This window comes from Streptomyces sp. R35, from assembly GCF_041053035.1.
Lineage (GTDB): Bacteria > Actinomycetota > Actinomycetes > Streptomycetales > Streptomycetaceae > Streptomyces > Streptomyces lutosisoli.
This window is the reverse complement of sequence record NZ_CP163440.1, coordinates 9,998,116-10,023,944: the sequence shown is the minus strand read 5'-3', so window position 1 is coordinate 10,023,944 and position 25,829 is coordinate 9,998,116. Positions and strand designations below refer to the sequence as shown.

Genomic DNA, 25,829 nt, shown 5'->3' with positions numbered 1-25,829 from the left:
CGGTGCAAAGAGGCACGGGAACGGCCCGCCGACCTGTGGCTCGCCCACCACTCGGCGGGCCCCACCAGGGGCGACGAAGCCCGCTCCGGCCGGGTCCGCCCCGCTCCCGGGGATACGGAGCGAGCCCGGCCGGGGGTGCGCGGGGCGCGACGCGCCGAAGAGGCGAGGCGCGTCGCGCCTGGCCCTCGGCGCTGCGAAGACCGGTCAACGGTCGGTGGTGACCAGTAGACATCCATGGCGAAAAGTGGCATCTCTGGCGACTTCTCGGCGACTCCCGCCTTCGGCACCGGACCGGCGGCCGCGCCTCGGCTGCCGGCGACCGAGGCCTGGGAGGGTACGGACGACCCCGGACGTCGGCACCGCGGGACATCCACGCCGAGGGCCCTGTCGAGAGGGTGCCGCTCACGAGATATCTTGATGTCGAGCAATGTTGCAGACGTGGAGCGGAGCACCCGGTGACTGACTCGACCATCATTTACACGCACACTGACGAGGCCCCGGCCCTGGCGACGTATTCGTTCCTGCCGGTGGTCCAGGCGTACGCCTCGCAGGCGGGTGTCACTGTGGAGACCCGTGACATCTCGCTGGCCGGGCGCATCATCGCCCTCTTCCCCGAGTTCCTCCAGGAGGGCCAGCGCATCGCCGACGCCCTCCACGAGCTCGGCGAGCTGGCGAAGACGCCCGAGGCGAACATCATCAAGCTGCCGAACGTCTCGGCCTCGGTCCCGCAGCTGAAGGCCGCGATCGCCGAGCTGCAGGCGCAGGGCTACGCGCTTCCGGACTACCCGGACGAGCCGAAGTCGGACGAGGAGCGCGACATCCGCGCCCGTTACGACAAGGTCAAGGGCTCCGCCGTGAACCCGGTGCTGCGTGAGGGCAACTCCGACCGCCGCGCCCCCGCGTCGGTCAAGAACTACGCCAAGACCCACCCGCACCGCATGGGCAAGTGGTCGTCCGAGTCGAAGACGAACGTCGCCACCATGGGCGTCGACGACTTCCGCTCCACCGAGAAGTCCGCGGTGATCGCCGAGGCGGGCTCGCTCCGTATCGAGCTGACCGGCGACGACGGTTCCACCACGGTGCTGCGCGAGTCCGTACCCGTCCTCGCGGGCGAGGTCGTGGACGCGTCCGTCATGCACGTCGCGCCGCTGCGCGAGTTCCTCACGGCGCAGATCGCCCGCGCCAAGGCCGAGGGCGTGCTGTTCTCGGTGCACCTCAAGGCCACGATGATGAAGGTCTCCGACCCGATCATCTTCGGCCACGTCGTGCGCGCCTTCTTCCCGAAGACGTTCGCGAAGTACGGCGAGGTGCTCGCCAGTGCCGGTCTGACCCCGAACGACGGTCTCGGCGGCATCTTCAAGGGCCTGGAGGCGCTGCCCGAGGGCGCCGAGATCAAGGCGTCCTTCGACGCCGAGCTGGCCGAGGGCCCGGAGCTGGCCATGGTCGACTCCGACAAGGGCATCACCAACCTGCACGTCCCGTCCGACGTCATCGTCGACGCCTCCATGCCGGCGATGATCCGCACCTCCGGCCACATGTGGGGCCCGGACGGCCAGGAGGCCGACACCCTCGCCGTCCTGCCGGACAGCAGCTACTCCGGTGTCTACCAGGTCGCCATCGACGACTGCCGCGCCAACGGCGCCTTCGACCCGGCGACGATGGGCTCGGTCCCGAACGTCGGTCTGATGGCGCAGAAGGCCGAGGAGTACGGCAGCCACGACAAGACCTTCGAGATCCCGACCACCGGTACGGTCCGCCTCGTCGACGAGGCCGGCAATGCCGTCCTGGAGCAGGTCGTCTCCGCCGGCGACATCTTCCGCGCCTGCCAGACCAAGGACGCCCCGATCAAGGACTGGGTGAAGCTGGCCGTCAGCCGCGCCCGCGCCACCGGCGACCCGGCGGTGTTCTGGCTGGACGAGGACCGCGCGCACGACGCCGTCCTCATCGAGAAGGTCAAGCAGTACCTGCCCGAGCACGACACCGAGGGCCTGGACATCCGCATCCTCTCCCCGGAGGACGCCACCAAGCTCTCCGTGGAGCGCATCCGCCGCGGCGAGAACACCATCTCCGTCACCGGCAATGTGCTGCGCGACTACCTGACCGACCTGTTCCCGATCCTGGAGCTGGGCACCAGCGCCAAGATGCTGTCGGTCGTCCCGCTGATGGCGGGCGGCGGCCTCTTCGAGACGGGCGCCGGCGGCTCCGCCCCGAAGCACGTGCAGCAGCTGGTCAAGGAGAACTACCTGCGCTGGGACAGCCTGGGCGAGTTCCTCGCGCTGGCGTCCAGCTTCGAGCACCTCGCGACGACCACGGGCAACGCTCGCGCCCAGGTCCTGGCCGACACCCTCGACCGCGCGACGGCGACCTTCCTCAACGAGGACAAGTCGCCGACCCGTCGCGTCGGCGGCATCGACAACCGCGGCAGCCACTTCTTCCTGTCCCTGTACTGGGCGCAGGAGCTGGCGGGGCAGACCGACGACGCGGACCTCGCCAAGACGTTCGGCCCGCTCGCCGAGACGCTCGCCGCGCAGGAGCAGACGATCGTCGACGAGCTCATCGCCGTCCAGGGCTCCCCGGCGGACATCGGCGGCTACTACCAGCCCGACCCGGCCAAGGCCGCGGCCGTCATGCGCCCGTCGGCCACCTGGAACGAGTCGCTGGCGACCCTCGCCTGACACACCGTCGGCGGCCCACGGGCCACCACCGCACCGCCCCGGCCGGATCTTCCGGCCGGGGCGGTCGTGTTTTCCGGTGACGCCCGGCTCACTCGTACGCGCGCAGGGAGGTGACTGCGGCGGCCCACCTGGGTGATCAGCGGTGGCGGGCCGGAACAGCCGCTCATAGCTTCGGCAATATGACCAAACGACAGATGGCCTACCTCGCCTGCACCGTGGTCGTCGTGGCGTCGGGGCTGGGTGCCGCCGCCCCGTCGGCCGACCACCACAGGGTGCACTGGGTGAACCCCGGCGAGTCGATCCAGAAGGCCGTGAACTCCGCGCGACCGGGGGACACCGTGTTCCTCTCCCCCGGCACCTACCACGAGAGCGTCCGCATCACGGTGCCGAACCTGACCCTGCGAGGCTCCGGCTCCCACTACACCGTCATCGTGCCGGGCACCACCACCGCCAACAGCACGTGCGCCAAAGCCGGCAACGGCATTTGCGTGACAGGGACGGACAAGAGTCCCGTAAAGGGCGTCACCGTGCGCTCACTGACCCTCAGAGGCTTCACCAAGCAGGGCCTGTGGGCGTCGGGGACCGATGGGCTGACGGTCCAGGGCGTGACGTCCGAGAAGAACGGCCAGTGGGGCCTCGCCCAGGAGAGGTCCGTGCGCGGGGTGTTCCGCTACAACCTCGCCCAGAACAACGGCGACGCCGGCCTGTTCCTCTCCAACACGGTCGACACCGAGGAGGGAGCCCGGGATGCCAAGGGGACGGTGGTCAGTCACAACCGTCTGGCCGGCAACCGGATCGGCGTCACGGTGCGACGGCTGCGGAACCTGACCGTCGATCACAACGAGGCGACCGGCAACTGCGCCGCGGTGTTCGTCGTGGGTGACGAGAACAAGCCGCGCGTCGGGGCACTGAGCGTGCGCCGCAACTACATCCACGCCAACAACAAGCTCTGTCCCAAGACCGCCCGGCTGCCCTTCCTGCAGGGCTCCGGCATCGTCCTCACCGGCGCCGAGGACGCGCAGGTGACGGAGAACATGGTCGAGGACAACGCGGGCAAATCCCCGCTGTCGGGCGGCATCGTGCTGTTCAAGAGCTTCGTGGGCGCCCTCAGCCAGCACAACGAGATCCGCGACAACGTGCTGGCGCGCAACAGCCCGGCCGATCTGGCCAACCGTGACACCACCGGCAAGGGCAACACATTCCACGGCAACACGTGCGCGGTCTCCGAGCCCGCCGGAATGTGCTGACCGGCCCGCTCCCGAGTCCCCCCACACAGCACGACAGCAGAAGCGAGGCAACAGATGACGACCGTTGACCCGGTGACGAAAGTGGAAACGGCTCCCCCGCCGCCCATGCGGCTGAGGGAGCTGGTCTTCGGAGCGGCGGTCGCCGCCGCCGTACGCGCGGCAGCCCGCCTGGGTGTGGCCGACGCCCTGACAGAAACGCCCATGAGCGTGGAGGATCTGGCGGCGGCGGTGAAGACCCAGCCGAAGACCCTGCGGCGGCTGCTGCGCGCGCTGTCCTGCCAGGGAGTCTTCACGGAGCTCCCGGACGGCAGCTTCGCGCATACGGAGATGTCCCGGCTGCTGCGCGAGGACGATCCGCACAGCCTGCGGTACATCGCCCTGTGGTGCACCGAGCCGTGGACGTGGAACGTCTGGCCGAAGCTCGACGAGGCGGTGCGCTCCGGCCGGAACGTCTTCGAGGACGTGTACGAGCGGGAGTTCTTCGACTATCTCAACGAAGAGGCTCCGGAGTCGGCGTACGTGTTCAACCGGGCCATGACGACGTCCAGCGAGCAGTCCGCGCGGGACGTCGCGAACCTTCTTGAGCTGCGGGGCGTGTCCTCGGTCGCGGACATCGGGGGTGGCCAGGGGCAGGTCCTGGTCAGTCTGCTGGAGAAGCACCCCGGGATGCACGGCACACTGCTCGATCTGCCGGGAGTGGTGCAGAACGCCGATCCGCGCCTGCGGAAGGGCGGTTCGCTGGCCGAGCGGGTCCGCATCGTGCCCGGGGACTGCCGCGAGGACATCCCGGTCCAGGCGGATGTGTACATCATCAAGAACATCCTGGAGTGGGACGACGACAGCACCCGCAGGGCGCTGTCGAACGTCCGCAAGGCGGCACGGCCCGGTGCCCGTGTCGTCGTCATCGAGAACCTGGTGGACGACACCCCGTCGATGAGGTTCACCACGGCCATGGACCTGCTGCTGCTCCTCAATGTCGGCGGTGCGAAGCACACCCGGCAGAGCATGGTCGACCGGCTGACGGACGCGGGGCTCGTCATCGACGAGTTCCGTCCGGTCAACGCGTATCTGCACGCCTTCGAGTGCACGATCCCCGGCTGACCCGGCCGACCCGGTAAAACCCGAGGCCGCCGGCTCCGCGTTCTGCGCGGGGTCGGCGGCCTCGGGTTGTGTCCCGGCTTTCGCTTCAGGAAGCGGCGTCGCGCTCCCAGCGGTAGAAGCAGTGCGCCATGGCGTCCTTGGGGCTGCGCCATGTCTGCGGGTCGTACGCGCTGACGTACGCCGACAGTTGCTCGCTGACGCTGCGGAACTCGGGGTGCCCGACCACCTTCGCGATGGCGGGCGCCGGGTCCTGGTCGGCTTCGATGAGGTGCATATACACGTCACCGAACTGGAAGAGGCTGCGCCGCTTGACGCCGATCAGGTGCGGGAGTTCGCCGCGGTCGGAGGCGGCGAACACGTCGGCGATCGCCGGGGCCGATTCGGGCGCCATGCGGGCGACGATCAGGGCGTGATGCATCGGGTGTCCTTCCTGAGCCGGCGGTCAGCGGGGCAGGGGCGCGTTCTGGCGGTCGCGGGCGGCCTGCTCGATCTTGTCCCGGATGAGGGCCATCTGCGTCACGGAGTTGCGGTTGATGTTGTCCGTCATCCAGGCGTCGTCGACCGGGGCCTCGGGCTTCATCGCGAAGTCCTGCACCCAGTGCATGTGAGTGCCCTGCGGAGTCTCCTTGTACTCCCACCGGATGTTCATGTGGGCGAAGGGGCCGGTCTCGACGCGGCGGGCCTGGACGGTCCGCTTGGCGCGGTCCATGGTCCGCTCCGAGACCCAGCTCCAGACCTTCCCGTTCTCGTCCGGGTGCATGGTCAGGCGGAAGGTCGTCGTGTCGCCCTCGCGGGAGAGCACCTCCAGGGACGCGTACTCACTGAAGAGCCGCGGCCAGTTCTCGATGTCGTTGGTCATGTCCCACACGAGCTCGAGCGGGGCGTCGATCGTGATGCTGTTCTCGGTGTGTCCGGCCACTTCAGGCTCCAGCCTTGAGGGTGCTGTTGACGAGGTCGAGGAATTCCCTGGGGGTCTTGCAGCGCTCCGCGTCGGGGGGAAGCGGCTTGCTGTACCGGTTCTCCAGCTCGCCGACGATGCCGAGCAGGCCGAGCGAGTCGAGGCCGAGGGTGCCGAAAGGCGAATCCGACGCGTGCCTGAGCTCCTTGGGGTCGACGGAGACTCCGGCCGCCTTCTTCATCAGCGTGGCCAGTTCGTCGACAGTCACTTCGATGATCATGCGTGTGTTCTCCTTCCCGCCCGGTCCTACCGGGCGGATTCGCTGCCGCGGCGCACTACCAGCGCCGCGTTGGAGCCCATGAGTCCCCTGCTGAGGACCAGGGCCGTGTGCAGCTCGGCGGGGCGAGCGCTCGACATCACCAGGTCGAGGTCGTGGCAGATGTCGAACACGTAGGGAGTGGGGGGTACCTGGCCGTTCTCCATGGCGAGCACCGCGGCCGCGGTGTCCAGCACGGGCGCCGCGCAGTAGGTCCGCCCGATTCCGGTCTTGGGTGCGGTGACGGGTACGCGGGTGCCGTGCGCGCCCAGGGCATCGGCGATGGCCAGTGCTTCGGCGCGGTCCGCCTCCGGTACGCCCAGGGCGTCGGCGAACACGACGTCGATCTCCTCCGGGGCACAGCCGGCCTCGTCGAGGGCGCCCCGGATCGCGTGGGCGAGCCCCTCTCTGGACCGCTCCCAGCGGGAGGCTCCGGTGAACGTCGCGGCATGGCCGGCCACGGTGGCCCGGATGGCCGCACCGCGCTCGCGGGCGCGGTTCTCGTCCTCGACGACGAGCATGGCGCCGCCCTCCGCGGGAGCGAAGCCGCAGGCTCCCGCGGTGAAGGGCCGGTAGGCACGGTCGGGGTCCTCGGCGGTGCTGAGCTCGGGGTAGCCGAGCTGGCACACCATCGAGTACGGGGCGAGGGGCGCCTCCGCGGCTCCGACGAGCACCGCGCCGGTTCCGCGCCGTACGTCACGGACGGCGTGCGCGATGGCGTCCAGGCCACCCGCTTCGTCGCTCGCGACCACTCCGCAGGGCCCTTTGAAGCCGCCCCGGATGGAGATCTGTCCGGTGCTGGCGGCGTAGAACCAGGCGATGGACTGGTACGGGCCGACATACCGGGAGCCCTGGCCCCACAGCTTCTGGAGTTCCCGCTGGCCGAACTCGCCGCCGCCGGACCCGGCCGCGGTGACGACGCCGATGTCGTACGGGTCGTCGAGGTCACCGCCGCCGAGGCCGGCGTCGTCGAGGGCGAGGACGGTGGCGGCCATCGCGAAGTGGCTGAAGCGGTCCGTCTGGACCAGGAACCGCTCCTCGATGAGGGCCGCGGCGTCGAAGGACCGGACTTCGCCCGCGACACGGAGCGGCAGGTGCTCGCATCCCTCGCGGGTGATCCGGTCCAGGACGCCGAGGCCTTCCCTGATGGACTTCCAGTACGCGTCGGCACGCAGTCCGTTGGGCGCGATCACACCGATGCCGGTGAGGGCCGCGCGCCGGGGGCGCTGATTGCTCATCCTGTCCTCCCGCCCGGCCTGGTCAGCAGGACCGCGGACTGGAAGCCGCCGAATCCGCTCCCCACGGAGAGCACGTTCCTCAGCTTCCGCGGGCGTGCGGTGCGCGGCACGTAGTCCAGGTCGCACTCGGGGTCGGGGGTCTCGTAGTTCGCCGTCGGCGGCACCACCTGGTGCTTGAGAGCGAGCACGCAGGCGACGACCTCGATCGCGCCGATCGCGCCCAGCGAGTGCCCCACCATGGATTTGATGGAGCTCATGGGCGTGTCGTAGGCGTGGGCGCCCAGGGACCGCTTCACCGCGGCGGTCTCGTGCCGGTCGTTCTGTCGGGTGCCCGAGCCGTGCGCGTTGACGTAGTCGATCAGCGTGGGGTCGAGGCGGGCCTGGTCGAGCGTGGTGTCGATCGCCCGGGCCATCTCCAGCCCCTCACCGGTCAGACCGGTCATGTGGTAGGCGTTGCCGTAGGTGGCGTAGCCGCTGATCTCGCAGTAGATGTGCGCGCCGCGGGCTCGGGCGTGCTCGTACTCCTCCAGGACCAGCACCGCGGCGCCCTCGCCCATGACGAAGCCATTGCGGTGGGCGTCGAAGGGCTTGGAGGCGTGCTCGGGGTCGTCGTTGTTGGGGGATGTCGCCTTGATGGCGTCGAAGCAGGCCATGGTGATCGGTGATATCGGCGAGTCCGACGCCCCGGCGATGCAGACGTCCGCCCGGCCCTCCTCGATGGTGTGGAAGGCGTAGCCGACCGCGTCGAGTCCGGAGGTGCAGCCGGTGGAGACGGTCTGCACCGGTCCCTGGGCACCGAACTGCTCGGCGACGACCGAGGCGAGCGTGCTGGGCGAGAACGCCATGTGCAGTTGGGGGTCGGCCGCGCGGTGGTCCACGTCCCACCGCCGGCCGCCCTCGCTGACCAGGACGTAGTCGTGTTCCAAGCGGGTGGTGCCGCCGACGGCGCTGCCCAGGGAGACTCCGATCCGCCAGGGGTCTTCCCTGTCGGCGTCGAGTCCGGAGTCACGTACGGCTTCACCGGCGGCGACCACGGCGAACTGGATGTACCGGTCGGCGTGTTCGCTCAGCTCCGGGCCCAGGCCGTGCGCGAGCGGGTCGAAGTCGCATTCGGCGGCTATGCGCGAGCGCAGGCCCGCCGGATCGAACAGCGTGATGCCGCGGGTCGCGGTACGGCCGCCTGCGAGGAGGTCCCAGAACGCCTCCGCCCCGGTGCCGCCCGGAGCGACCACACCGATACCGGTGACGGCCACCCGCCGGGTCACTTTATGGCCCCACTTCGCTCGGACGGTTGTCCGTGGTCCGGCGCGGACAGGTCCGCCCCAGCGGTGGCGAACTCGGGGCCGGGCGCGGTGTCGTCGGTCACCTCCGTGTCGACGTGGCCGAGGCTCGGACGCGGGGCGAGCGGACCCAGGTGGAAGACCATGCGGGCTTCCGTGTCGCCGATGTTGCGGAAGCGGTGCCGCATGTTGATCGGGATCAACAGGCCCTGATCGGGCTTGAGCCCGTACGTGTCGCCGTCCAGGTCCACTTCGAGGGCGCCGGTGACCACGTACACGAACTCCTCGGAGTACGGGTGGTAGTGCTCGCCGATGCGCTCGCCGGGCTGGACGATGGCCAGGCCCATGAAGCCGCTGGTGGAACCCGCGGTGGCGGGCGTGAGCATGGCCCGCAGGTCACCTCCGCGCCTGCGGTTGGGTTCCGTCTCGCTCAGATCCACGATGCGTGGATGCTTCTTGAACATGGTTGATACCTCCGGGTGTGGCAGTGACGTCCGGGTGAGACGGCCCCGGTCAGGGGCCGTCGTGGTCCGTCAGGAATCCGTCGCGCTGCGGTCGGTGATGGGCAGCATGTCGGCGTGCGACAGGAGGCGGTTGATGTTGCGTTCCGTCTCCAGGGAGCCCTCGACGCCGATCGCGGCACCATCGAGGAGGCGCTCCAGCTCCGCGGCCTTCTTGCGGCCCTTGAGGCCGAGGGAGGCGACGGGGTCGAGGTCGAGCTCGCCCGTGATGTCGATGAGGCGCACCACGATGTCGTCGCGCTGGAAGACCGTGCTGCCGTACACCGGGTTCTTCGGGTCCTCCGCCGCGGCCTCGTCCTGATGGGCGAGCAACCGGGCCAGCTCCATACCGCAGCCCGCTCTGGCCGGGTAGTAGAGCGCGTGACGCCGCAGGTCGGCGGGTGCCTTACGGCCGGACACCACATGGTGCACGGCCGGGAGCGCGGCCCGGGTGAAGAAGACCCGCGCCGAATCACCGTCGGTCAGGTCCCGGTCCTGTTCCAGGTACGGGTTGATGGCCTCCTCGACCGCCCGCACCTCGGGCTGGCGCGCGACGTGACGCAGTGCCGCGAGCAGGTCGCCCTCCACTTCGACGGCCCGCACGACACGGTTGCCGTGCATGAAGAGCGAGGTGCGGCGCAGCTTCGTCTTGTCGTCGACCTGGGCCTGGGGTGACTTGTACCCGGCCAGGATCTCCGCGACCTTCGACTCGGAGCCCGGCTTGACGGTGAAAGTGAGGGCGTGGCGTGCCACACCATCACCCACGCGGGCCTCCACCTGCATCGCCGACCTGGCCGATTCCGGCGTGAGCGGCTGAGCGGGTGTCGTCTCCCGGAGGATGCTGTAGCGCATCGACCGGGTGTCGCGGACGCAGCTGTGCATCGGCCGGACCGTTTCGACGTGCTCCTCGCTGTTCACCCACGCGAGGAAGGGCGGTGCGCTCTCCCACTCGCTGGTGATCAGCCACTGCGAGGGGTTCTCGATCGACTGGCAGAGCTGGTCACTGAGGTGACCGGGGACCGACGCGACCTGATTGCGCATGTGCTCGTACGCGTCGAGGAATTGCTGCTGAGCTCCTTCGTACAGATCGAGCAGCAGGATCACCCGCAGCCTGGAACCGTCGAACGCCGACTGCGATATACGTCCCGAGATGGTCATCCGGCACACCTCTCCTCTTCTTTCACAGAAGGTCAGGAAACGACCGCCGTGTCCGAAAGGCCGGGGTCGCCATGTGCCGATCGTTGACGGGAGCCCGGATGCGCGCGAGCCCCACGGGGCGGACGAGTGAACCGCGTGCCATCCGGGTGCCCCGAGCGCGCGAACCGGTCCACACCGGGCATGGAACCTGGTGGCCGTTCAAGTCGGCCGGGCATCCCATTCCTGACTCACGTCGCAGGTGACGCTGGAGGCAAGCAATGAACCGATTGGAAGAGGCCGGCGAGGTCGGTCACCACACGCCGGTCCTCATCGTCGGCGGCTCTCTGGTGGGCCTGTCCACCTCCCTGTTCCTGGGCCGTCTCGGCGTGCCGCACATGCTCGTCGAGCGCCACTCGGGCACCTCGATCCATCCGCGCGGACGTGGAAACAACGTGCGCACGATGGAGTTGTTCCGGGTGGCCGGGGCTCAGCGGCGCATCGAGGAGGCCGCGTCGGTCCTGGCCGAGAACCACGGCATCCTGCAGGCGCCGACCCTGGTGGGCGATGCGGGCGAATGGCTGTTCAAGGAGATCGACCCCGGCGGCGGTCTGGCCCGCTTCAGCCCCAGTGCCTGGTGTCTGTGCAGCCAGAACGACCTGGAGCCGGTGCTGCTGGAGACCGCGCGCGAGCTGGGCGGAGATCTGCGGTTCCACACGGAGCTGTTGTCGTTCGAGCAGGACTCCCAGGGGGTGACCGCGCAGGTCAAGAGCCGGGACACCGGCGAGCACACCACCATCCGCGCGGACTACCTCGTCGCGGCGGACGGTCCGCGCAGCCCCATCCGCGAGCGGCTCGGCATCGGGCAGACCGGACCGGGCGACCTCTTCCACAATGTGAGCGTCACCTTCACCTCCCGCGGCCTCGCGGACGTCGTCGGTGACCGGCGCTTCATCGTCTGCTACCTGACCAATCCGGAGGCCGACGGGGCCCTGCTGCCGGTCGACAACAAGGAGCACTGGGTGTTCCACGCTCCCTGGCACCCCGAGCACGGCGAAACCCTGGAGGAGTTCACCGACGAGCGGTGCGAGGAACACATCCGGCGGGCCGTGGGCGTACCCGACCTCGATGTGCGGATCACCGGCAGGGCCGCCTGGCACGCCGCCGAGCGGGTCGCCGAACGGTACGCGGACGGCAGGGTGTTCCTGGCCGGCGACTCGGCCCACGAGATGTCCCCCACCGGGGCGTTCGGCTCCAACACCGGTATCCAGGACGCGCACAACCTCGCCTGGAAGCTGGCCGCCGTGGTCGGCGGCTGGGCCGGCCCCGGACTGCTGAAGTCCTACGACGCGGAGCGCCGCCCGGTCGCGGAGGCGACCAGCGCACGCGCCTCGTCGCGCTCGGTCGAGCACAGCCACCCCGGGTACACGCCCGGCCCCGAAGCCGGCAGGCCTGGCGGATCGGGTGGCCCTGGCGGTCCTGCTGCCACTGGCGGTCCTGGCCGACCTGCTGGCGCCGGCCGACCCGGTGGCCCCGGCGGCGGTCCTGGCGGCCCCGGTGGCAAGGGCGGAATCCTGAACGTGGCGCTGGGCTACCGCTATCCGCGCGGGGCGGTCCTCGGCGCCGATCAGGCGATGCCGATCGTGCCCGAGGGCATGCGGTTCACGGGCGAACCCGGGAGCCGGGCGCCCCACATGTGGCTGACCGACGCGGGCGCCCGGATCTCCACCCTCGACCTGTACGAGCGGTCCCTGGTGCTGCTCAGCTGCGCGGACGGCGCCGGCGGGTGGCACGCCGCGGCGAAGGCCGTCGCGAAACAGCTCTCGGTTCCGCTCGACTCGTACCGGATCGGCAGTGGGCCCGACGCGGAGCTGTCCCCCGCGAGCGACATGGACTGGGCGGAGGTCCACGGCGTCACCGCGGACGGTGCGGTGCTGGTCCGTCCCGACGGGTTCGTCGCATGGCGGTCCGAAGGGGCTTCAGCGGATCCCACCACGGCGTTGCGGAAGGCTCTCGCCACAATCCTGGACCGGGGCTGAACACTCCGCACCACCCACCAGAGGCCGTATCGGTTCCTTCCAATACGGCCTCTGACCTGCGGCGTGGAAGCGATCGGCGACAGGGTACACATCACCCATTCGGCCCAGTCCCGTTTGCGACTCCGCCCCGGGGACCCTAGAACGGGAGGGGAGAAATTCACCCATTTGGGCTCACATCTTCCGCAGCTCCCTCTCGGAGAGAAGGTCCGCTCATGGACGCTCCGCTCAATGGACAACTCAATGGACAAGTCGGCGGGATGGGCTGGATACCCGACCACCCCGACATCCGCGACTACACCAAGGACGCACCGCAGGTCGACAAGTTCCTCGGCTCGGCAGGGATACTCTCCCGGGCCATCAGTGCGCCGCCTCCGCTCGTCGACCTGCGGCCCAGGTGCTCGCCCGTCGTGGACCAGGGCGACCTCGGCTCCTGTACGGCCAACGCGGCCGCCGGAGTACTCGAGTACTTCGAGATCCAGTCCTCCGGCTCATACACCCCCGCCTCTCGCCGGTTCATCTACAAGGCGACGCGCAACTTCCTCGACCTCCACGGCGACACCGGTGCGTACCTCCGCTCCACCATGGGCGCCCTCGCGCTCTTCGGCGTCCCCCCGGAGAAGTTCTGGGCCTACGACATCTCGCACTTCGACGACGAACCGCCCGCGTTCTGCTACGCCTTCGGCGGGAACTACCAGGCACTGCTGTACTACCGGCTGGACCCGCCGGGCATCAACCTCAACGAACTGCTCACCGACATCAAGGCCACCCTCGCGGGCGGGCTGCCCGCCATGTTCGGCTTCCCGGTCTACACCAGCATTCGGCAGGCCACCGGGGGCAACATCCCCTTCCCCGCGTCGAACGGCGAGAGCGTTCTCGGGGGCCACGCGATCGTCGCCGTCGGCTACGACGACAGCCGCACGGTGACCAACCCCGTCGACAGCAGCACCACGACAGGCGCACTCATCATCCGCAACTCCTGGGGCACGTCATGGGGCGACCACGGCTATGGCTACCTGCCGTACGACTACGTCACCAAGGGCCTCGCGGATGACTTCTGGGTGCTCGTGAACGCCGAGAACGTCGCCGTGAACCCGTTCACCGCACGGTCCACCTGACGGTCCGACAGCGTGACCCGACCGCCCGGAGAAATGGTCGAGGGCCCTGCATCACGTGAGTGAGGCAGGGCCCTGACCTCCGGCTCAATGCAGGTCGGCCCGCGCGGGAGTGTCGTCGAGGAAGCCGCCCGACTGGTGCTGCCACAGCTTCGCGTAGGCACCCTCCGAGGCGAGCAGCTCCTGGTGCGTGCCCTTCTCGACGATCCGTCCGTGGTCGAGGACGACGAGCTGGTCCATGCCGGCGACCGTGCTCAGCCGGTGCGCCACCACGAGCGCGGTCCGCCCGTCCATGAGCCGCCACAGCGCCTCCTGGACGAGGATCTCGCTCTCGGAGTCCAGGGCGCTGGTCGCCTCGTCGAGCAGCAGGATCGGCGCGTCGCGCAGGATCGCCCTGGCGAGGGCGACCCGCTGGCGCTGTCCGCCGGACAGCTTGATACCGCGCTCGCCCACCATCGTGTCGAACCCGTCCGGCAGCGCTTCGGCGAACTCCGTGACGTGCGCCGCGTCGGCCGCGCGGCGGATCTCGGCGTCGGTGGCGTCCGGCCTGGCGAACGCGATGTTGTCCCGCAGCGTGCGGTGGAACATCGCCGGGTCCTGCGGCACGTAGGCGATCAGGCTGCGCAGGTCGCTCTGACGCAGCCTGCTGATGTCCTGACCCCCGATCAGGATCCGGCCGGCCTCGATGTCCGTCAGTCGCAGCAGCAGCCGGGTGAGGGTGGTCTTGCCCCCGCCGGACCGGCCGACGAGACCGATCCTCGCACCGCTGGGCACAGCCAGGTCGAGGCCCTCGAAGAGCGGCTCCGCGCCCGCATGGGCGAAGGTCACCCGCTCGAAGTGGACGTCGGCGGCCCGGGACCGCAGTGGCTCCGGTGACTCCGGGTCGAGTACGGTCGGCGGCGACATCAGCAGTTCGGTGAACTGGGCGGCCTCCGTCATCGAGCTCTCCAGGCGGCGGTAGATCTGGTTGAACTCGAACATGATCCGCGTCGCGTTGGAGTAGTACGTGAAGGCGACCACGACCGCCTCGACGCCGTGCTCGCCCCCGCCGAGCGCGACCGCGAGCAGCAGGCCCAGCGCGTTGGTCAGCACGGACAGCGGCGCGACCAGCGTGTCGATGCGCAGGTTGCCGTAGTCCCACGACCTCAGCGTGAGCCGCCGCGACACCGCGACACGGGACCGGTGCTCGGCGGCCTCGCGTTCCTCCGCCGCGAACGCCCGGACCGTGTCCATGTTCATCAGGCTGTCGGCGACGTGGCCCGAGACCCGGGCGATCGCCGCCTCGCGCTGAGCGACGAGCGTCTGGCGGCGACGGATGAGGGGTATCACGCACAGCGCCGTCAGGGCGATCATCGCCAGGAGTCCGACGACGAGCAGCGGTTCGTAGCGCCACAGCACCACCGACCCGAACAACAGCGGCACGACGCTGCCCATGACCGAGAAGGTCAGTGTGTCGACGAACTCCTCGAAGCGGGAGGCGAAGCTCAGGACCCGCTTGGTCAGCGACCCGGCGAAGTTGTCGTGGAAGAACGCGGCGTCCTTGGCGAACAGCTCGTCCATGCCGATCACGTACAGCTGCTCGATACCAAGGGCGTCGACGCGGTTCAGGCAGTGCAGGCCGATGCGCCACAGCATCTCGGCGGCGAGCAGGGCTCCGGCGAAGCCGAGGACGTACGGCATCGTGGAGCCGATGGAGATATCGGCATCCCCGGCGATACGGCCGACGAGCTTCGCGACGATCAGCGGTGCGATGTAGTTGATGCCGATGTTGCCCATCGCCGGCAGCAGCATCCCGGGGACGGTCAGCCGCCGTAGGCGGGCTAACTCCCGTCCGTAATAACGAAGTGCGAGCAGCACCGGGCCCCTGCCCGGCGGAACCTCGCGCGATTCAGGCGATCCCATCCCGACCCTGTGGTGTTGTACGGCGGCCCGCCCTGTGCTTCTCCGGAGAGATGCCGTTGCCTCAATGACCGTGCGGAGCTTCGGCACGACGACGAAGCCCCCGCGCGGTTCGCGGCGGCGCCAACGGGCGAGTAAGGGCAGGCCAGGAATCGCAGTGTCCCGCGACGGCGCGCGCACCGTCCAAGCGTTTTTCTCGGCCAGAGGCACGCGCGCCGCGCCCCGCTCCGTGCGGGACGCGGCGCGCGTATCGAGGCCGGTGGGCGTATCGAGGTCGGTGGGGACGCCGCCACCTGCCCCGGGAGGTTTGAGCTGGTTCAGACGTATTCCGTGGCCGCGTCCAGCAGCCAGTCCGCCAGATAGCCTGCGAAGGACGAACGGACCAGCACCCAGAATCCGGTCCCGGGTTCGTCCCGGGCGACCAGCACGATCTGTGCCCGGGCCAGGGTGGTCTGGGCACAGCGTCCGGCCCCGAAGGCACGCGGGTGCAGATCCAGCGGGCAGCCGTGTGCCAGCAGGTCGCGGGCGCGGGGACCCGCGACGAGGAGGGTGGTGCGCTGGGCGGAGACATCGGTGACGGACACGGGCTCGGCTCCGGCCGCTGCCCGGATCCGGCTCTCCACGTCCTGCTGAGTGCCCGGCGGGCCGACCACCAGCCACTCGTCGGGACCGAGCCACAGAGCGGTCAGCTCGCCGGCTCGTACGACGGTGTTGGGTTCGAGGGGCAGGGGGAGCCCCATCGCGAGCGCGACGGCGTCCGCTGCCGCGCCCTTGGCGTCGAGCCGGACGTTGACCTGCGCCAGGAAGGGGAGTTCGGCCAGCCGGACCGCACCCCCGGAGGCACGCGTCGCGGCGGCCAGCCGGTCGGCGGCCCCTGACAGGGGACTGCGGCGCGGGACGGAAAGGGCGGTGTCAGCCATCGCGGCGGGCTCCCTCGGGGTCGTAGAGGACGGGGCTTGCGACGGTCACCGGAACCAGCCGGTCGCCCACGGGGGCGTAGAGCCGCTCGCCGATGCGGTCCCGGCCGCCCTTGATCAGGGCGAGCGCGAAGGTCCGGCCGAGCGCCGCGCTGCGGTAACTGGAGGTGACATGGCCGAGCATCGGGACGGGCGGGGCCGGCAGCACGCTGTCGGCGACCAGTTGGGTGCCCTCGGGGAGGAAGGTGCCGGGGTCGTCGGGGAGCAGGCCGACCAGGTGCTTGCGGTCGGGGCGGACGGCATCGGCGCGGGCGTAGGAGCGCTTGCCGATGAAGTCGGGCTTCTTCTTCGACACCGCCCAGCTCATGCCGAGGTCGTGCGGCGTGACCGTGCCGTCGGAGTCCTGACCGATGATCGGGTAGCCCTTCTCCGCGCGCAGGACGTGCATGGTCTCGGTGCCATACGGGGTGATGCCGAAGGGGGCACCGGCCTCGTACAGCGCCTCCCACAGGGCGAGGGCTTCCCACGGGGACACATTGATCTCGTAGGCCAGTTCGCCGGAGAAGCTGATCCGGCACACCCTGGCCCCGATGCCCGCGACGGTCGTCTCCCGCCAGGCCATGAACGGGAAGTCCTCGTTCTCCACGGCCAGTTCGGACGCGAGCGCGCCGAGGACCTCACGGGAACGCGGGCCCACCAGGGCGACGGTGGCCCACTGCTCGGTGACGGAGGCGCAGTGGACGCGCAGTTCGGGCCACTCGGTCTGGAGCCATTCCTCCATCCAGTCCAGTACGGCGGCCGCGTTGCCCGTCGTGGTGGTGACCAGGAAGCGGTCCGGGGCGAGGCGGATGACCGTGCCGTCGTCGAAGATCATGCCGTCCAGGCGGCTCATGACGCCGTAGCGGATCATGCCGACCTTCAGGTTGCTCATCATGTTGGTGTAGAGCAGGTCGAGGAAGGCGGCGGCGTCCGGGCCCTGTACGTCGATCTTGCCGAGGGTGGAGGCGTCCATGAAGCCGACGCCCTCGCGAGCGGCGGCGCACTCGCGCAGCACGGCGGTCTCCATGTCCTCGCCGTCCTGCGGGTAGTACCAGGGGCGCTTCCACTGGCCGACGTTCTCGAACAGGGCGCCGTGCATGACATGCCAGTCGTGCAGGGCGGTCGTACGGACCGGGTCGTGCAGCGCGCCGCGGTCGCGGCCGGCGAGCGTGGCGAAGGAGACCGGCGTGTAGGGCGGGCGGAACGTCGTCGTGCCGAGGGCCGAGACGTCCACCCCGAGCAGGTCGGCGACGACACCACTGGCCAGGACACCGGAGGTCTTGCCCTGGTCGTTGGCAGTGCCCGCAGTGGTGTAGCGCTTGGTGTGCTCGACCGAGCGCATGCCGGCCCCGGTCGCGCGCGTCAAGTCGTCGACGGTGACATCGCGTTGGAGGTCGACGAAGCGGGGTGCATCGGTGGCCCCGGGGACGAGGAAGACCTGCATGGCGGGCGAGTACGGTTCCGCGCTCACCTCGGGGAGGCGGAGCGCCTCGGACGTGTAGCCCTCGGCCTCGATCGCCCGGGCACCGGCTGCCGCGCCCTGGGCCAGGACCCCGGCCAGGTCGAGGACGCCGTTCGCGCTGCCCGCGACCTCGACCGCCTGGCGGCAGGTGTCGGGGACGAAGGAGCCGACCGTCTCGTCGTAGCGCAGCTTTCCGCCGGCCTGGCTGAACAGGTGGGCTACGGGGTTCCAGCCGCCGGAGACCAGCAGGAGGTCGGCGGCGAATTCACGCGTCCCCGCGGACTCGCCGTAGGGGGCGGCCGTCACGGCGGTGAGGCGCGGGGCGCCTTCGGTGCCGACGACGGCGTGTCCGGTCAGCACCTCGATGCCGGCCTCGCGGGCTCGGCGCGCCCACTCCCCCGGCTCGGACGGCCGGGTGTCGACGATCGCCGCGACCTGCACGCCCGCCGCCGCGAGATCCAGCGCGGCTGCGTAGGCGCTGTCGTTGGTGGTGAAGACGACGGCGTGGCGACCCGGCAGGACACCGTGGCGGTTGACGTAGGTGCGGGCCGAGGCCGCGAGCATCACACCGGGGCGGTCGTTGTCCGCGAAGGCCAGCGAGCGCTCGTGGGCGCCGGTCGCGAGGACGACGCGACGGGCGCGGATGCGCCAGACGCGCTCTCGGGAGACATGCTCGGGGGCCTCGGCGCCCAGGTGGTTGGTGCGGCGTTCCACGGCGAGGAGGTGGTTGTCGTCGTAGTGGCCGAAGACCGTGGTGCGGCGCAGTACGCGCACTTCGGGCGCGGCGCCGAGCTGCTCACCCAACTCCCCTACCCAGTCGAGGAGTTGACCCGTACCCAGCAGACTGCCGCCCAGCTCGGGCCGGTCGTCGGCAAGGATGACGCGGGCTCCGCTGCGGGCGGCTGCTGCCGCGGCGGCGAGACCGGCCGGGCCGGCGCCGACCACGAGCAGGTCGCAGTGGGCGTGCACTGCGTCGTAGCGGGCGGGGTCCGGTTCGGTGGCGAGGCGTCCCTGGCCGGGCAGGCTGCTCGCGACCAGGCCGTCGTACAACTCGACCGTCGTCGCGGGGAGCATCGGCTCGGGGAAAGGTTCCTCGATCTGGATGACGGCGTTGGGTTCCTCGACACCGGCCGAGAAGATGCCTCGCGGGCGGCCGAGTTTGATGCTGGTGCCGGTCTGGATGATGCCGTTGGCCAGGAGGGCGGAGGCTAGGGTGTCGCCGCGGACGCCTTCGTACTCCGTGCCGTCGAAGGTGAAGCGGAGCCGCTCACCGCGGTGGACTCGTCCGCCAGTGGGCATCCGGAACGGTTGGGTGGCGGTGGGAGTGGTTTCTTCCCCAAGCCCACCCCTTCCCGAAACTGGGGCTGCCGCCCCAGACCCCGCGGGGTCCGTCGACGACTGCGGGTCCATGGGTGGGTTGTGCCCACCCTCCCCCAGTCTCGGCTTCGCTCGACCGGGGGGACCCCCATCGCCCTGCGGAACGCCTGCCCACAACCCGGGCGGGCGGGCAGGATCAGCGGGGCGCGGCTCGCCCGAGCGGTACACGGCAAGGATCTCGTTCGTCCCCGTGTCCCGCACCGCGTTGAACCAGCGACGGCACCCCGCCGCATGACTCCAGCGCTCGGCGAACGGGCCCTTGGGATTGTCACGGAAGAAGAGGTAGCTCGCCCACTCCTCGTCGGTCAGGTCCGCGGAGTTCTCCGGATACGGCACATGGGCCTGGCCGCCGTAGTGGAACTCGGCTTCGTCACGGGGCCCGCACCAGGGGCAGGGGATCAGCAGCATGGGTTCGGCTCCCTAGTGGGCCACGGCGGCCGCGCCGTGCTCGTCGACGAGCGCGCCGGTGGTGAAACGGTCGAGCGAGAAGGGGGCGTTGAGGTGGTGAGGGGTGTCGTGGGCGATGGTGTGGGCGAAGACCCAGCCGACGCCCGGGGTGGCCTTGAAGCCGCCGGTTCCCCAGCCGCAGTTCAGGTAGAGGTTGTCCACCGGGGTGAGGCCGACGATGGGTGAGGCGTCGGGGCTGACGTCGACGATGCCGCCCCAGGTGCGCAGCACATGGGCGCGGGCGAAGACCGGGAAGAGTTCCAGGGCGGCGGACATCTGCTCTTCGATGATGTGGAAGGCGCCGCGCTGGGTGTAGGAGTTGTACGAGTCGATGCCCGCGCCCATCACCAGCTCGCCCTTGTGGGCCTGGCTGACGTACACATGGACGGCGTTGGACATGACCACCGTGGGGTGGACCGGCTCCAGCAGCTCCGATACCAGGGCCTGCAACGGGTGGCTCTGGAGCGGGAGTTCGATGCCCGCCATGGCGGCGAGGACCGAGGAGTGACCGGCCGAGCAGAGTGCCACCTTGCCCGCGGCGATCGGGCCGAGCGTGGTCTGTACGCCGACCACCCGGCCGCCGACGATGTCGAGGCCGGTGACCTCGCAGTTCTGGATGATGTCGATGCCGGCGGCGTCGGCGGAGCGGGCCAGGCCCCAGGCGACGTGGTCGTGCTTGGCGATGCCGGCGCGCGGCTGGTAGGTGCCGCCCATGACCGGATAGCGCACGTCGGGCGAGATGTTGACGATCGGGCAGACCTCCTTGACCTGCCGCTCGTCGAGCCATTCGGCGTCCACGCCGTTGAGCCGGTTCGCCTCGACACGGCGCACGCTGTCGCGGACGTCCTGGAGGCTGTGGGCGAGGTTCAGCACACCGCGCTGGGAGAAGAGGATCGGGTAGTCGAGCTCCTCCTCCAGTCCCTCCCACAGCTTGAGCGCGTGCTCGTAGATGCCCGCGCTCTCGTCCCACAGGTAGTTGGAACGGATGATGGTGGTGTTGCGGGCCATGTTGCCGCCCGCCAGCCAGCCCTTCTCCAGCACGGCGACGTTGGTGATGCCGTGGTTCTTCGCAAGGTAGTGGGCGGTGGCGAGGCCGTGGCCGCCGCCGCCCACGATCACCACGTCGTACGACCGCTTGGGCTCGGGTGTGCGCCAGAGCCAGTCGGGGTGTTCGGGGAGCTCGGCGCCGGGGGTGCGGGTGCTCATCGGGCGTCTCCGGCTTCTTCCTCTACTGCTGACAGGTGCGGGTAGAGCGGGTGCTTGGCGGCCAGTGCCTCCGTGCGGGCGCGCAGGCCGGCGATGTCGGGCTCCGGCTGGAGGGCCAGTGCGATCACATCGGAGACCTCGGCGAAGTCCTCTTCCGTGAAGCCCCGGGTGGCCAGCGCCGGCGTGCCGATGCGCAGGCCCGAGGTGACCATGGGCGGGCGCGGGTCGAAGGGCACGGCGTTGCGGTTGACGGTGATACCGATCTCGTGGAGCAGGTCTTCCGCCTGCCTGCCGTCCAGCTCGGAATCACGCAGGTCGACCAGAACCAGGTGCACGTCCGTACCGCCGGTCAGGACCTTCACCCCGGTGGCCGCCACATCGGCCCTGGTGAGCCGCTCGGCGAGGATCCGGGAACCGGCCAGCGTGCGGGCCTGGCGTTCGGCGAACTCGGGTGACGCGGCGACCTTGAACGACACCGCCTTCGCGGCGATGACGTGCTCCAGCGGGCCGCCCTGCATCCCGGGGAACACCGCCGAGTTGATCTTCTTGGCGAGGTCGGCCTCGTTGGTGAGGATGACTCCGCCGCGCGGGCCGCCGAGCGTCTTGTGCGTGGTCGTGGTGGTGACGTGGGCGTGCGGGACCGGGTTCGGGTGCAGCCCGGCGGCGACCAGGCCCGCGAAGTGCGCCATGTCGACCATCAGCAGGGCGCCCACCTCGTCGGCGATCCGGCGGAAGGCCGCGAAGTCGAGCTGCCTCGGGTACGCCGACCAGCCCGCGATGATCATCTTGGGGCGGTGTTCCTTGGCGAGCCGCTCGACCTCGTCCATGTCGATCAGGTTGTCCGTCTCGGCCACGTGGTAGGGCACCACATTCAGCATCTTGCCGCTGTAGTTGAGGCGCATGCCGTGGGTGAGGTGCCCGCCGTGCGCGAGGTCGAGGCCGAGGATCGTGTCGCCGGGCTGGAGCAGGGCGAAGAAGACGGCGGTGTTGGCCTGGGCGCCCGAGTGCGGCTGGACGTTGGCGAACCCGGCGCCGAAGAGGGACTTGATCCGCTCGATGGCCAACCGCTCGGTGACGTCGACGTGTTCGCAGCCGCCGTAGTAACGGCGGCCGGGGTAGCCCTCCGCGTACTTGTTGGTGAGGACCGAGCCCTGGGCCTCCAGCACGGCGGAGGGCGCGAAGTTCTCGGAGGCGATCATTTCGAGGGTGGACTGCTGGCGGTGCAGCTCGGCACGGAGTGCGGCGTGGACCTCCGGGTCCAGCTCCGCCAGGGGGGTGTTCAGCGCGTTCATACGGCGTTCGCGTTCCTCTCGGCGGCCTCGACGACATTGGCGAGCAGCATGGCTCGGGTCATGGGGCCCACGCCCCCGGGCATCGGCGCGTGCCATCCGGCGACCTGGGCGGCGTCGGGGTGTACGTCGCCGACCAGCCCGTGGTCGGTGCGGGTGATGCCGACGTCCAGGACGGCAGCACCGGGGCGCAGCATGTCCTTGGTGATCAGCCCGGGCGAGCCGGCCGCCGCGACGACGATGTCCGCCTCGCGTACGTGCCAGGCCAGGCCCTTGGTGCCGGTGTGGCACAGGGTCACGGTGGCGTTCTCGGACCTGCGGGTGAGCAGCAGCCCGAGGGGCCGGCCGACGGTGATGCCCCGGCCGATCACGCACACCCGCGCTCCGGCGATCGGCACGTCGTACCGGCGGAGCAGTTCGACGATGCCGCGCGGGGTGCACGGCAGCGGGGCCTCGACGCCGAGGGCGAGCCGGCCGAGGCTGACGGGGTGCAGGCCGTCGGCGTCCTTGGCCGGGTCCATGCGTTCCAGGACGGCGTTGGCGTCCAGGTGGCGCGGGAGCGGGAGTTGGACGATGTAGCCGGTGCAGGCGGGATCGGCGTTGAGCTCGTCGATCACCTCCTCGACCTGCTCCTGCGTGGCGTCGGCGGGCAGCTCACGGCGGATGGAGGCGACACCGATCTGCGCGCAGTCCCGGTGTTTCCCGCCGACGTAGGCGCGGCTGCCGGGGTCGTCGCCGACGAGGACCGTGCCGAGCCCCGGCGGCCGGGCGCCCGTGGCGGTCAACTTGGCCACGCGCTCGGCGAGTTCGCCGCGGATCACGGCGGCGGTCGCCTTGCCGTCGAGCAGCTGTGCGGTCACCGGCGGTACTCCTTCCAACTGGGCTGGCGCTGAGCGCCCCAAAGGGGCGCGGGGCTGTGTTGACCAGCGGCTCCGCCGCGGGGCGCGACCAGCCACGATGCATCCGCAGACGAATGACGACCCATCGCGGCACCCCCTCCAAACCGCTCAGCCACGAAGACGGGACATCGTCGGATCGAACAGCGGCTCTTCCGCAACGACCGCCTCAACTCGCTCGTCGAAGTAGCCGATGTGCAGGATGGTGCCGGGGACGGCGAGCTCCACTGGAAGCCATGCATACGCGATCCCCTTGCCGATCGTGTAGCCATACGCCGCACTGGTGACATAGCCGACCGCACGATCACCGTCGTACACCGGCTCCTTCCCCATGACCACGGACTCCGGGGCATCAATGGTGAGACACGTCAACTTCCGGCGCACGTTCTCCTTGCGGAGCTCCAGCGCCGCCTTGCCGAGGAAGTCGCCCTTGTCGAGCTTGACGGCGAAGCCGACGCCGGCCTCGTAAGGGTCGTGCTCGTAGGTCATGTCGGTGCCGAAGGAGCGGTAACCCTTCTCCAGGCGGAGGCTGTTGAAGGCGCCGCGCCCGGCGATGACGCCGCCCAGCGGCTTGGCCGCCTGCCACAGGGTGTCCCACAGCTTCTGGCCCAGGTCGGCGGTGGTGTACAGCTCCCAGCCGAGCTCGCCGACGTACGACAGCCGCATGGCGGTGACGGGGACCGAGCCGATGTGGGCGCGCTTGGCGCGGAAATACTTCAGGCCGTCGTTCGAGAAGTCCTCGTCCGTGAGGGGCTGGAGGACCTTGCGGGCCAGCGGGCCCCACAGGCCGATGCAGCAGGTGCCGGGCGTGATGTCACGGACCTGGACCGTGCCGTCGGCGGGGAGGTGGCGGGTGAACCAGTCGAGGTCCAGGTTGCCGTTGGCGCCGACCTGGAAGAGGTCGCGGGCCAGCCGGGCGACGGTGACGTCACTGCGGATGCCGCCGTCCTCGTCCAGGAGGAGGGTGTACGTGACGGAGCCGACGGACTTGTCGATCTTGCCGGTGGACAGCCGCTCCAGGAAGGCGGCGGCCCCGGGCCCGGCGACCTCCAGGCGCTTGAGTGCCGTCATGTCGTACATCGCGACGGTCTCGCGGGTGGCCTGTGCCTCGGCGCCGACGATGGGTGACCAGTAGCGTGCGGCCCAGTCGTTCGGGGTGGGTATGGAACGGCCTTCGATCAAGCTCGCGTTGGCCTCGTACCACTGGGGGCGCTCCCAGCCGTTCGCCTCCAGGAAGAAGGCGCCCAGCTCCTGCTGGCGGGCGTGGAAGGGGCTCGTGCGGATCGGGCGCGGGTCCCCGGACGGCTGGAGCGGGTGCAGGATGTCGTAGACCTCGACGAAGTTCTGGCAGTCGCGGGCCAGGACGTACTCCGGGGCGAGCTGATGCGGTTCGAAGCGGTTGACGTCGCACTCGTGCAGGTCGAAGGACGAGCAGTAGCCGTCGACCAGCCATTCGGCCATGGCCCGGCCCACTCCGGCGGAGTGGGTGACCCAGACGGCCTCGGCGACCCAGAAGCCCTTGACGTCCGGGGACTCGCCGAGAAGGGGCAGGCCGTCGGTGGTGAAGGAGAACAGGCCGTTGATGCCCTCCTCGACCTTGGCCTCCCTCGTCGCGGGCAGCAGGGACCGGGTCTCGGTCCAGGCGTCCTCGAAGTCGTCCTCGGTGAACTTCAGGACCGACGGCATCTCGTTGGCCTCGTCGACGGACAGGATGTCGTCCGCGGAGATGGGCATCGGGCGGTGGCCGTAGTAGCCGATGCCCAGGGTGTCGTAGCGGTCGCGGTAGTAGAGGTCGGCGTCCTGGTGGCGCAGGATCGGGCGCACCGCCTCCTCGGTCTGGCCCGCCAGTGCCGGTACCGGGCCGGTCCAGGCCAGTTGGTGGCCGAGCGGGGTCAGCGGGAGGTTCATGCCGGCCATGCGGGCGATCTTCGGGCCCCAGATGCCGGCGCAGCACACGACGATGTCGGCGGGGATCTCGCCCTGGTCGGTGAGGACGCCGGTCACCCGGCCCTCGCTCTGCTGTACGTCGAGGACTTCGTGGCGGGCGAGGAAGCGTACGCCGCGCTCGGTGGCCCGGCGGATCTGGGCCTCGACCGCGAGGACGGCCTTGGCGAGGCCGTCGGTCGGTACCAGGAGGCCGCCGAGGACCTTGTCGGGGTTCACGAGCGGGTGCTGTTCGACGCACTCCTCGGCGCTCAGCAGCCTGGCCTCGATGCCCCAGGCTGTGATCCAGCCGTGGCGGCGGTGCAGTTCCGCGACGCGCTCGGGGGTGGTCGCCACTTCGAGGCCGCCGACCTGGAGGAAGCAGGGCTGCCCGTCGACGTCGAGGGAGCAGAACTTCTCGACGGTGTAGCGGGCCAACTCGGTCATGGTCTTGGAGGAGTTCGTCTGGAAGACCAGGCCCGGGGCGTGCGACGACGACCCCCCGGTGGCGGGGAGCGGGCCCTGGTCTACCACGGTCACTTCGGTCCAGCCTCGCGCGGAAATCTCGTCGGCGAGGGCCGCTCCCACGACGCCCGCTCCGATGATGACCACTCGGGGTCCCGCCATCGCCGCACCTCCGGCTTGAAAGCCATCCAGTTGCTGTGTGCGCAACATGCTTCAGGTTGCGCAACTCAATGTGCCCGTCGCGAGGATGAGTGTCAAGAGGTCCGTGACGTCGGAAAACAGCCCGAAACGCGACGAGGCCCGGCAGGCTGCCAGCGCAGCCTGCCGGGCCCCTCCGGCGGGTTTCCGGGTCACTCGTGCGGCAACGCG

19 protein-coding genes are annotated in these 25,829 nt (G+C 70.1%); 5 read left to right on the top strand and 14 right to left on the bottom strand.

Translation table 11 applies throughout. The features are described 5' to 3' along the window. Window positions 1-455: 455 nt before the first annotated feature. The 3 genes from AB5J50_RS45045 (at window position 456) to AB5J50_RS45035 (ending at window position 5,023) form a co-directional block, all read left to right on the top strand. Window positions 456-2,675: an NADP-dependent isocitrate dehydrogenase gene (locus AB5J50_RS45045; RefSeq protein ID WP_369264347.1), complete on the top strand. Its 2,220-nt coding sequence runs from the start codon at window positions 456-458 to the stop codon at window positions 2,673-2,675. A gap of 179 nt (window positions 2,676-2,854) precedes the next feature. Further along, complete coding sequence (locus AB5J50_RS45040; RefSeq protein ID WP_369264346.1) at window positions 2,855-3,922, top strand: nitrous oxide reductase family maturation protein NosD; 1,068 nt, start codon at window positions 2,855-2,857, stop codon at window positions 3,920-3,922. Between the two features lie 54 nt (window positions 3,923-3,976). Further along, window positions 3,977-5,023, top strand: coding sequence for a methyltransferase (locus tag AB5J50_RS45035; protein ID WP_369264345.1), 1,047 nt, complete (start codon window positions 3,977-3,979; stop codon window positions 5,021-5,023). Window positions 5,024-5,108: 85 nt separating this feature from the next. Here AB5J50_RS45035 and AB5J50_RS45030 read toward each other — a convergent pair whose 3' ends face one another. The 7 genes from AB5J50_RS45030 to AB5J50_RS45000 all read right to left on the bottom strand — a co-directional run bounded on the left by AB5J50_RS45030 (window position 5,109) and on the right by AB5J50_RS45000 (window position 10,413). Further along, entirely contained in the window at window positions 5,109-5,441 is a 333-nt protein-coding gene (locus AB5J50_RS45030; protein WP_369264344.1) for a TcmI family type II polyketide cyclase, read from the bottom strand. 24 nt (window positions 5,442-5,465) lie between these two features. Then, window positions 5,466-5,942 carry an SRPBCC family protein gene (locus tag AB5J50_RS45025; protein WP_369264343.1) on the bottom strand — a complete coding sequence of 159 codons (477 nt, stop codon included), beginning with the start codon at window positions 5,940-5,942 and terminating at the stop codon, window positions 5,466-5,468. A 1-nt stretch (window position 5,943) separates the two neighbouring features. Then, window positions 5,944-6,201 carry a phosphopantetheine-binding protein gene (locus AB5J50_RS45020; RefSeq protein ID WP_369264342.1) on the bottom strand — a complete coding sequence of 86 codons (258 nt, stop codon included), beginning with the start codon at window positions 6,199-6,201 and terminating at the stop codon, window positions 5,944-5,946. Between the two features lie 26 nt (window positions 6,202-6,227). After that, complete coding sequence (locus AB5J50_RS45015; RefSeq protein WP_369264341.1) at window positions 6,228-7,475, bottom strand: ketosynthase chain-length factor; 1,248 nt, start codon at window positions 7,473-7,475, stop codon at window positions 6,228-6,230. Next, a complete protein-coding gene (locus AB5J50_RS45010; RefSeq protein ID WP_369264340.1) occupies window positions 7,472-8,740 on the bottom strand; it encodes a beta-ketoacyl synthase in 1,269 nt (422 codons plus the stop codon). Before AB5J50_RS45010 ends, AB5J50_RS45015 begins: the two co-directional genes overlap by 4 nt. Continuing rightward, window positions 8,737-9,219: a cupin domain-containing protein gene (locus AB5J50_RS45005; RefSeq protein ID WP_330309107.1), complete on the bottom strand. Its 483-nt coding sequence runs from the start codon at window positions 9,217-9,219 to the stop codon at window positions 8,737-8,739. The genes AB5J50_RS45010 and AB5J50_RS45005 overlap by 4 nt, the downstream gene beginning before the upstream one ends. Window positions 9,220-9,288: 69 nt before the next feature. Next, on the bottom strand, window positions 9,289-10,413 hold the full coding sequence (locus AB5J50_RS45000) for a SchA/CurD-like domain-containing protein (protein ID WP_369264339.1): 1,125 nt from the start codon (window positions 10,411-10,413) through the stop codon (window positions 9,289-9,291). A gap of 257 nt (window positions 10,414-10,670) precedes the next feature. Between AB5J50_RS45000 and AB5J50_RS44995 the strand changes: the two genes are divergently transcribed. Together AB5J50_RS44995 and AB5J50_RS44990 are read left to right on the top strand one after the other, a co-directional pair. After that, window positions 10,671-12,428 carry an FAD-dependent oxidoreductase gene (locus AB5J50_RS44995; RefSeq protein ID WP_369264338.1) on the top strand — a complete coding sequence of 586 codons (1,758 nt, stop codon included), beginning with the start codon at window positions 10,671-10,673 and terminating at the stop codon, window positions 12,426-12,428. A gap of 212 nt (window positions 12,429-12,640) precedes the next feature. Next, window positions 12,641-13,543 carry a C1 family peptidase gene (locus tag AB5J50_RS44990; protein WP_369264337.1) on the top strand — a complete coding sequence of 301 codons (903 nt, stop codon included), beginning with the start codon at window positions 12,641-12,643 and terminating at the stop codon, window positions 13,541-13,543. Between the two features lie 84 nt (window positions 13,544-13,627). Here the strand turns inward: AB5J50_RS44990 and AB5J50_RS44985 are convergent, their stop codons facing one another. The 7 genes from AB5J50_RS44985 to AB5J50_RS44955 all read right to left on the bottom strand — a co-directional run bounded on the left by AB5J50_RS44985 (window position 13,628) and on the right by AB5J50_RS44955 (window position 25,622). After that, window positions 13,628-15,442: an ABC transporter ATP-binding protein gene (locus AB5J50_RS44985; RefSeq protein ID WP_369264336.1), complete on the bottom strand. Its 1,815-nt coding sequence runs from the start codon at window positions 15,440-15,442 to the stop codon at window positions 13,628-13,630. A 314-nt stretch (window positions 15,443-15,756) separates the two neighbouring features. Continuing rightward, the gene (locus AB5J50_RS44980) at window positions 15,757-16,359 is read right to left on the bottom strand and encodes a sarcosine oxidase subunit gamma family protein (RefSeq protein ID WP_327433757.1); all 603 of its coding nucleotides are present in this window, start codon (window positions 16,357-16,359) and stop codon (window positions 15,757-15,759) included. Then, window positions 16,352-19,642: a sarcosine oxidase subunit delta family protein gene (locus tag AB5J50_RS44975; RefSeq protein ID WP_369264335.1), complete on the bottom strand. Its 3,291-nt coding sequence runs from the start codon at window positions 19,640-19,642 to the stop codon at window positions 16,352-16,354. The genes AB5J50_RS44980 and AB5J50_RS44975 overlap by 8 nt, the downstream gene beginning before the upstream one ends. 12 nt (window positions 19,643-19,654) lie before the next feature. After that, the gene (locus AB5J50_RS44970) at window positions 19,655-20,887 is read right to left on the bottom strand and encodes a sarcosine oxidase subunit beta family protein (RefSeq protein WP_327433755.1); all 1,233 of its coding nucleotides are present in this window, start codon (window positions 20,885-20,887) and stop codon (window positions 19,655-19,657) included. Next, window positions 20,884-22,179 (bottom strand): serine hydroxymethyltransferase, encoded by a 1,296-nt coding sequence (gene glyA / locus AB5J50_RS44965; RefSeq protein WP_369264334.1) that lies wholly within the window; start codon window positions 22,177-22,179, stop codon window positions 20,884-20,886. The genes AB5J50_RS44970 and glyA overlap by 4 nt, the downstream gene beginning before the upstream one ends. Further along, entirely contained in the window at window positions 22,176-23,036 is an 861-nt protein-coding gene (locus AB5J50_RS44960) for a bifunctional methylenetetrahydrofolate dehydrogenase/methenyltetrahydrofolate cyclohydrolase (protein WP_369264333.1), read from the bottom strand. Before AB5J50_RS44960 ends, glyA begins: the two co-directional genes overlap by 4 nt. A 147-nt stretch (window positions 23,037-23,183) precedes the next feature. Beyond that, entirely contained in the window at window positions 23,184-25,622 is a 2,439-nt protein-coding gene (locus AB5J50_RS44955) for an FAD-dependent oxidoreductase (RefSeq protein WP_369264332.1), read from the bottom strand. Between the last annotated feature and the right edge of the window lie 207 nt (window positions 25,623-25,829).

Bases quoted from the DNA above. Each gene is read 5' to 3' on its own strand.
- AB5J50_RS45035 (WP_369264345.1), top strand. From the start codon at position 3,977: ATGACGACCGTTGACCCGGTGACGAAAGTGGAAACGGCTCCCCCGCCG.
- AB5J50_RS44980 (WP_327433757.1), bottom strand. From the start codon at position 16,359: ATGGCTGACACCGCCCTTTCCGTCCCGCGCCGCAGTCCCCTGTCAGGG.
- AB5J50_RS45020 (WP_369264342.1), bottom strand. From the start codon at position 6,201: ATGATCATCGAAGTGACTGTCGACGAACTGGCCACGCTGATGAAGAAG.
- AB5J50_RS44975 (WP_369264335.1), bottom strand. From the start codon at position 19,642: ATGCTGCTGATCCCCTGCCCCTGGTGCGGGCCCCGTGACGAAGCCGAG.
- AB5J50_RS44990 (WP_369264337.1), top strand. From the start codon at position 12,641: ATGGACGCTCCGCTCAATGGACAACTCAATGGACAAGTCGGCGGGATG.
- AB5J50_RS44995 (WP_369264338.1), top strand. From the start codon at position 10,671: ATGAACCGATTGGAAGAGGCCGGCGAGGTCGGTCACCACACGCCGGTC.
- AB5J50_RS44970 (WP_327433755.1), bottom strand. From the start codon at position 20,887: ATGAGCACCCGCACCCCCGGCGCCGAGCTCCCCGAACACCCCGACTGG.
- AB5J50_RS45000 (WP_369264339.1), bottom strand. From the start codon at position 10,413: ATGACCATCTCGGGACGTATATCGCAGTCGGCGTTCGACGGTTCCAGG.
- AB5J50_RS45015 (WP_369264341.1), bottom strand. From the start codon at position 7,475: ATGAGCAATCAGCGCCCCCGGCGCGCGGCCCTCACCGGCATCGGTGTG.
- AB5J50_RS45005 (WP_330309107.1), bottom strand. From the start codon at position 9,219: ATGTTCAAGAAGCATCCACGCATCGTGGATCTGAGCGAGACGGAACCC.
- AB5J50_RS44985 (WP_369264336.1), bottom strand. From the start codon at position 15,442: ATGGGATCGCCTGAATCGCGCGAGGTTCCGCCGGGCAGGGGCCCGGTG.
- glyA (WP_369264334.1), bottom strand. From the start codon at position 22,179: ATGAACGCGCTGAACACCCCCCTGGCGGAGCTGGACCCGGAGGTCCAC.
- AB5J50_RS44955 (WP_369264332.1), bottom strand. From the start codon at position 25,622: ATGGCGGGACCCCGAGTGGTCATCATCGGAGCGGGCGTCGTGGGAGCG.
- AB5J50_RS45040 (WP_369264346.1), top strand. From the start codon at position 2,855: ATGACCAAACGACAGATGGCCTACCTCGCCTGCACCGTGGTCGTCGTG.
- AB5J50_RS45030 (WP_369264344.1), bottom strand. From the start codon at position 5,441: ATGCATCACGCCCTGATCGTCGCCCGCATGGCGCCCGAATCGGCCCCG.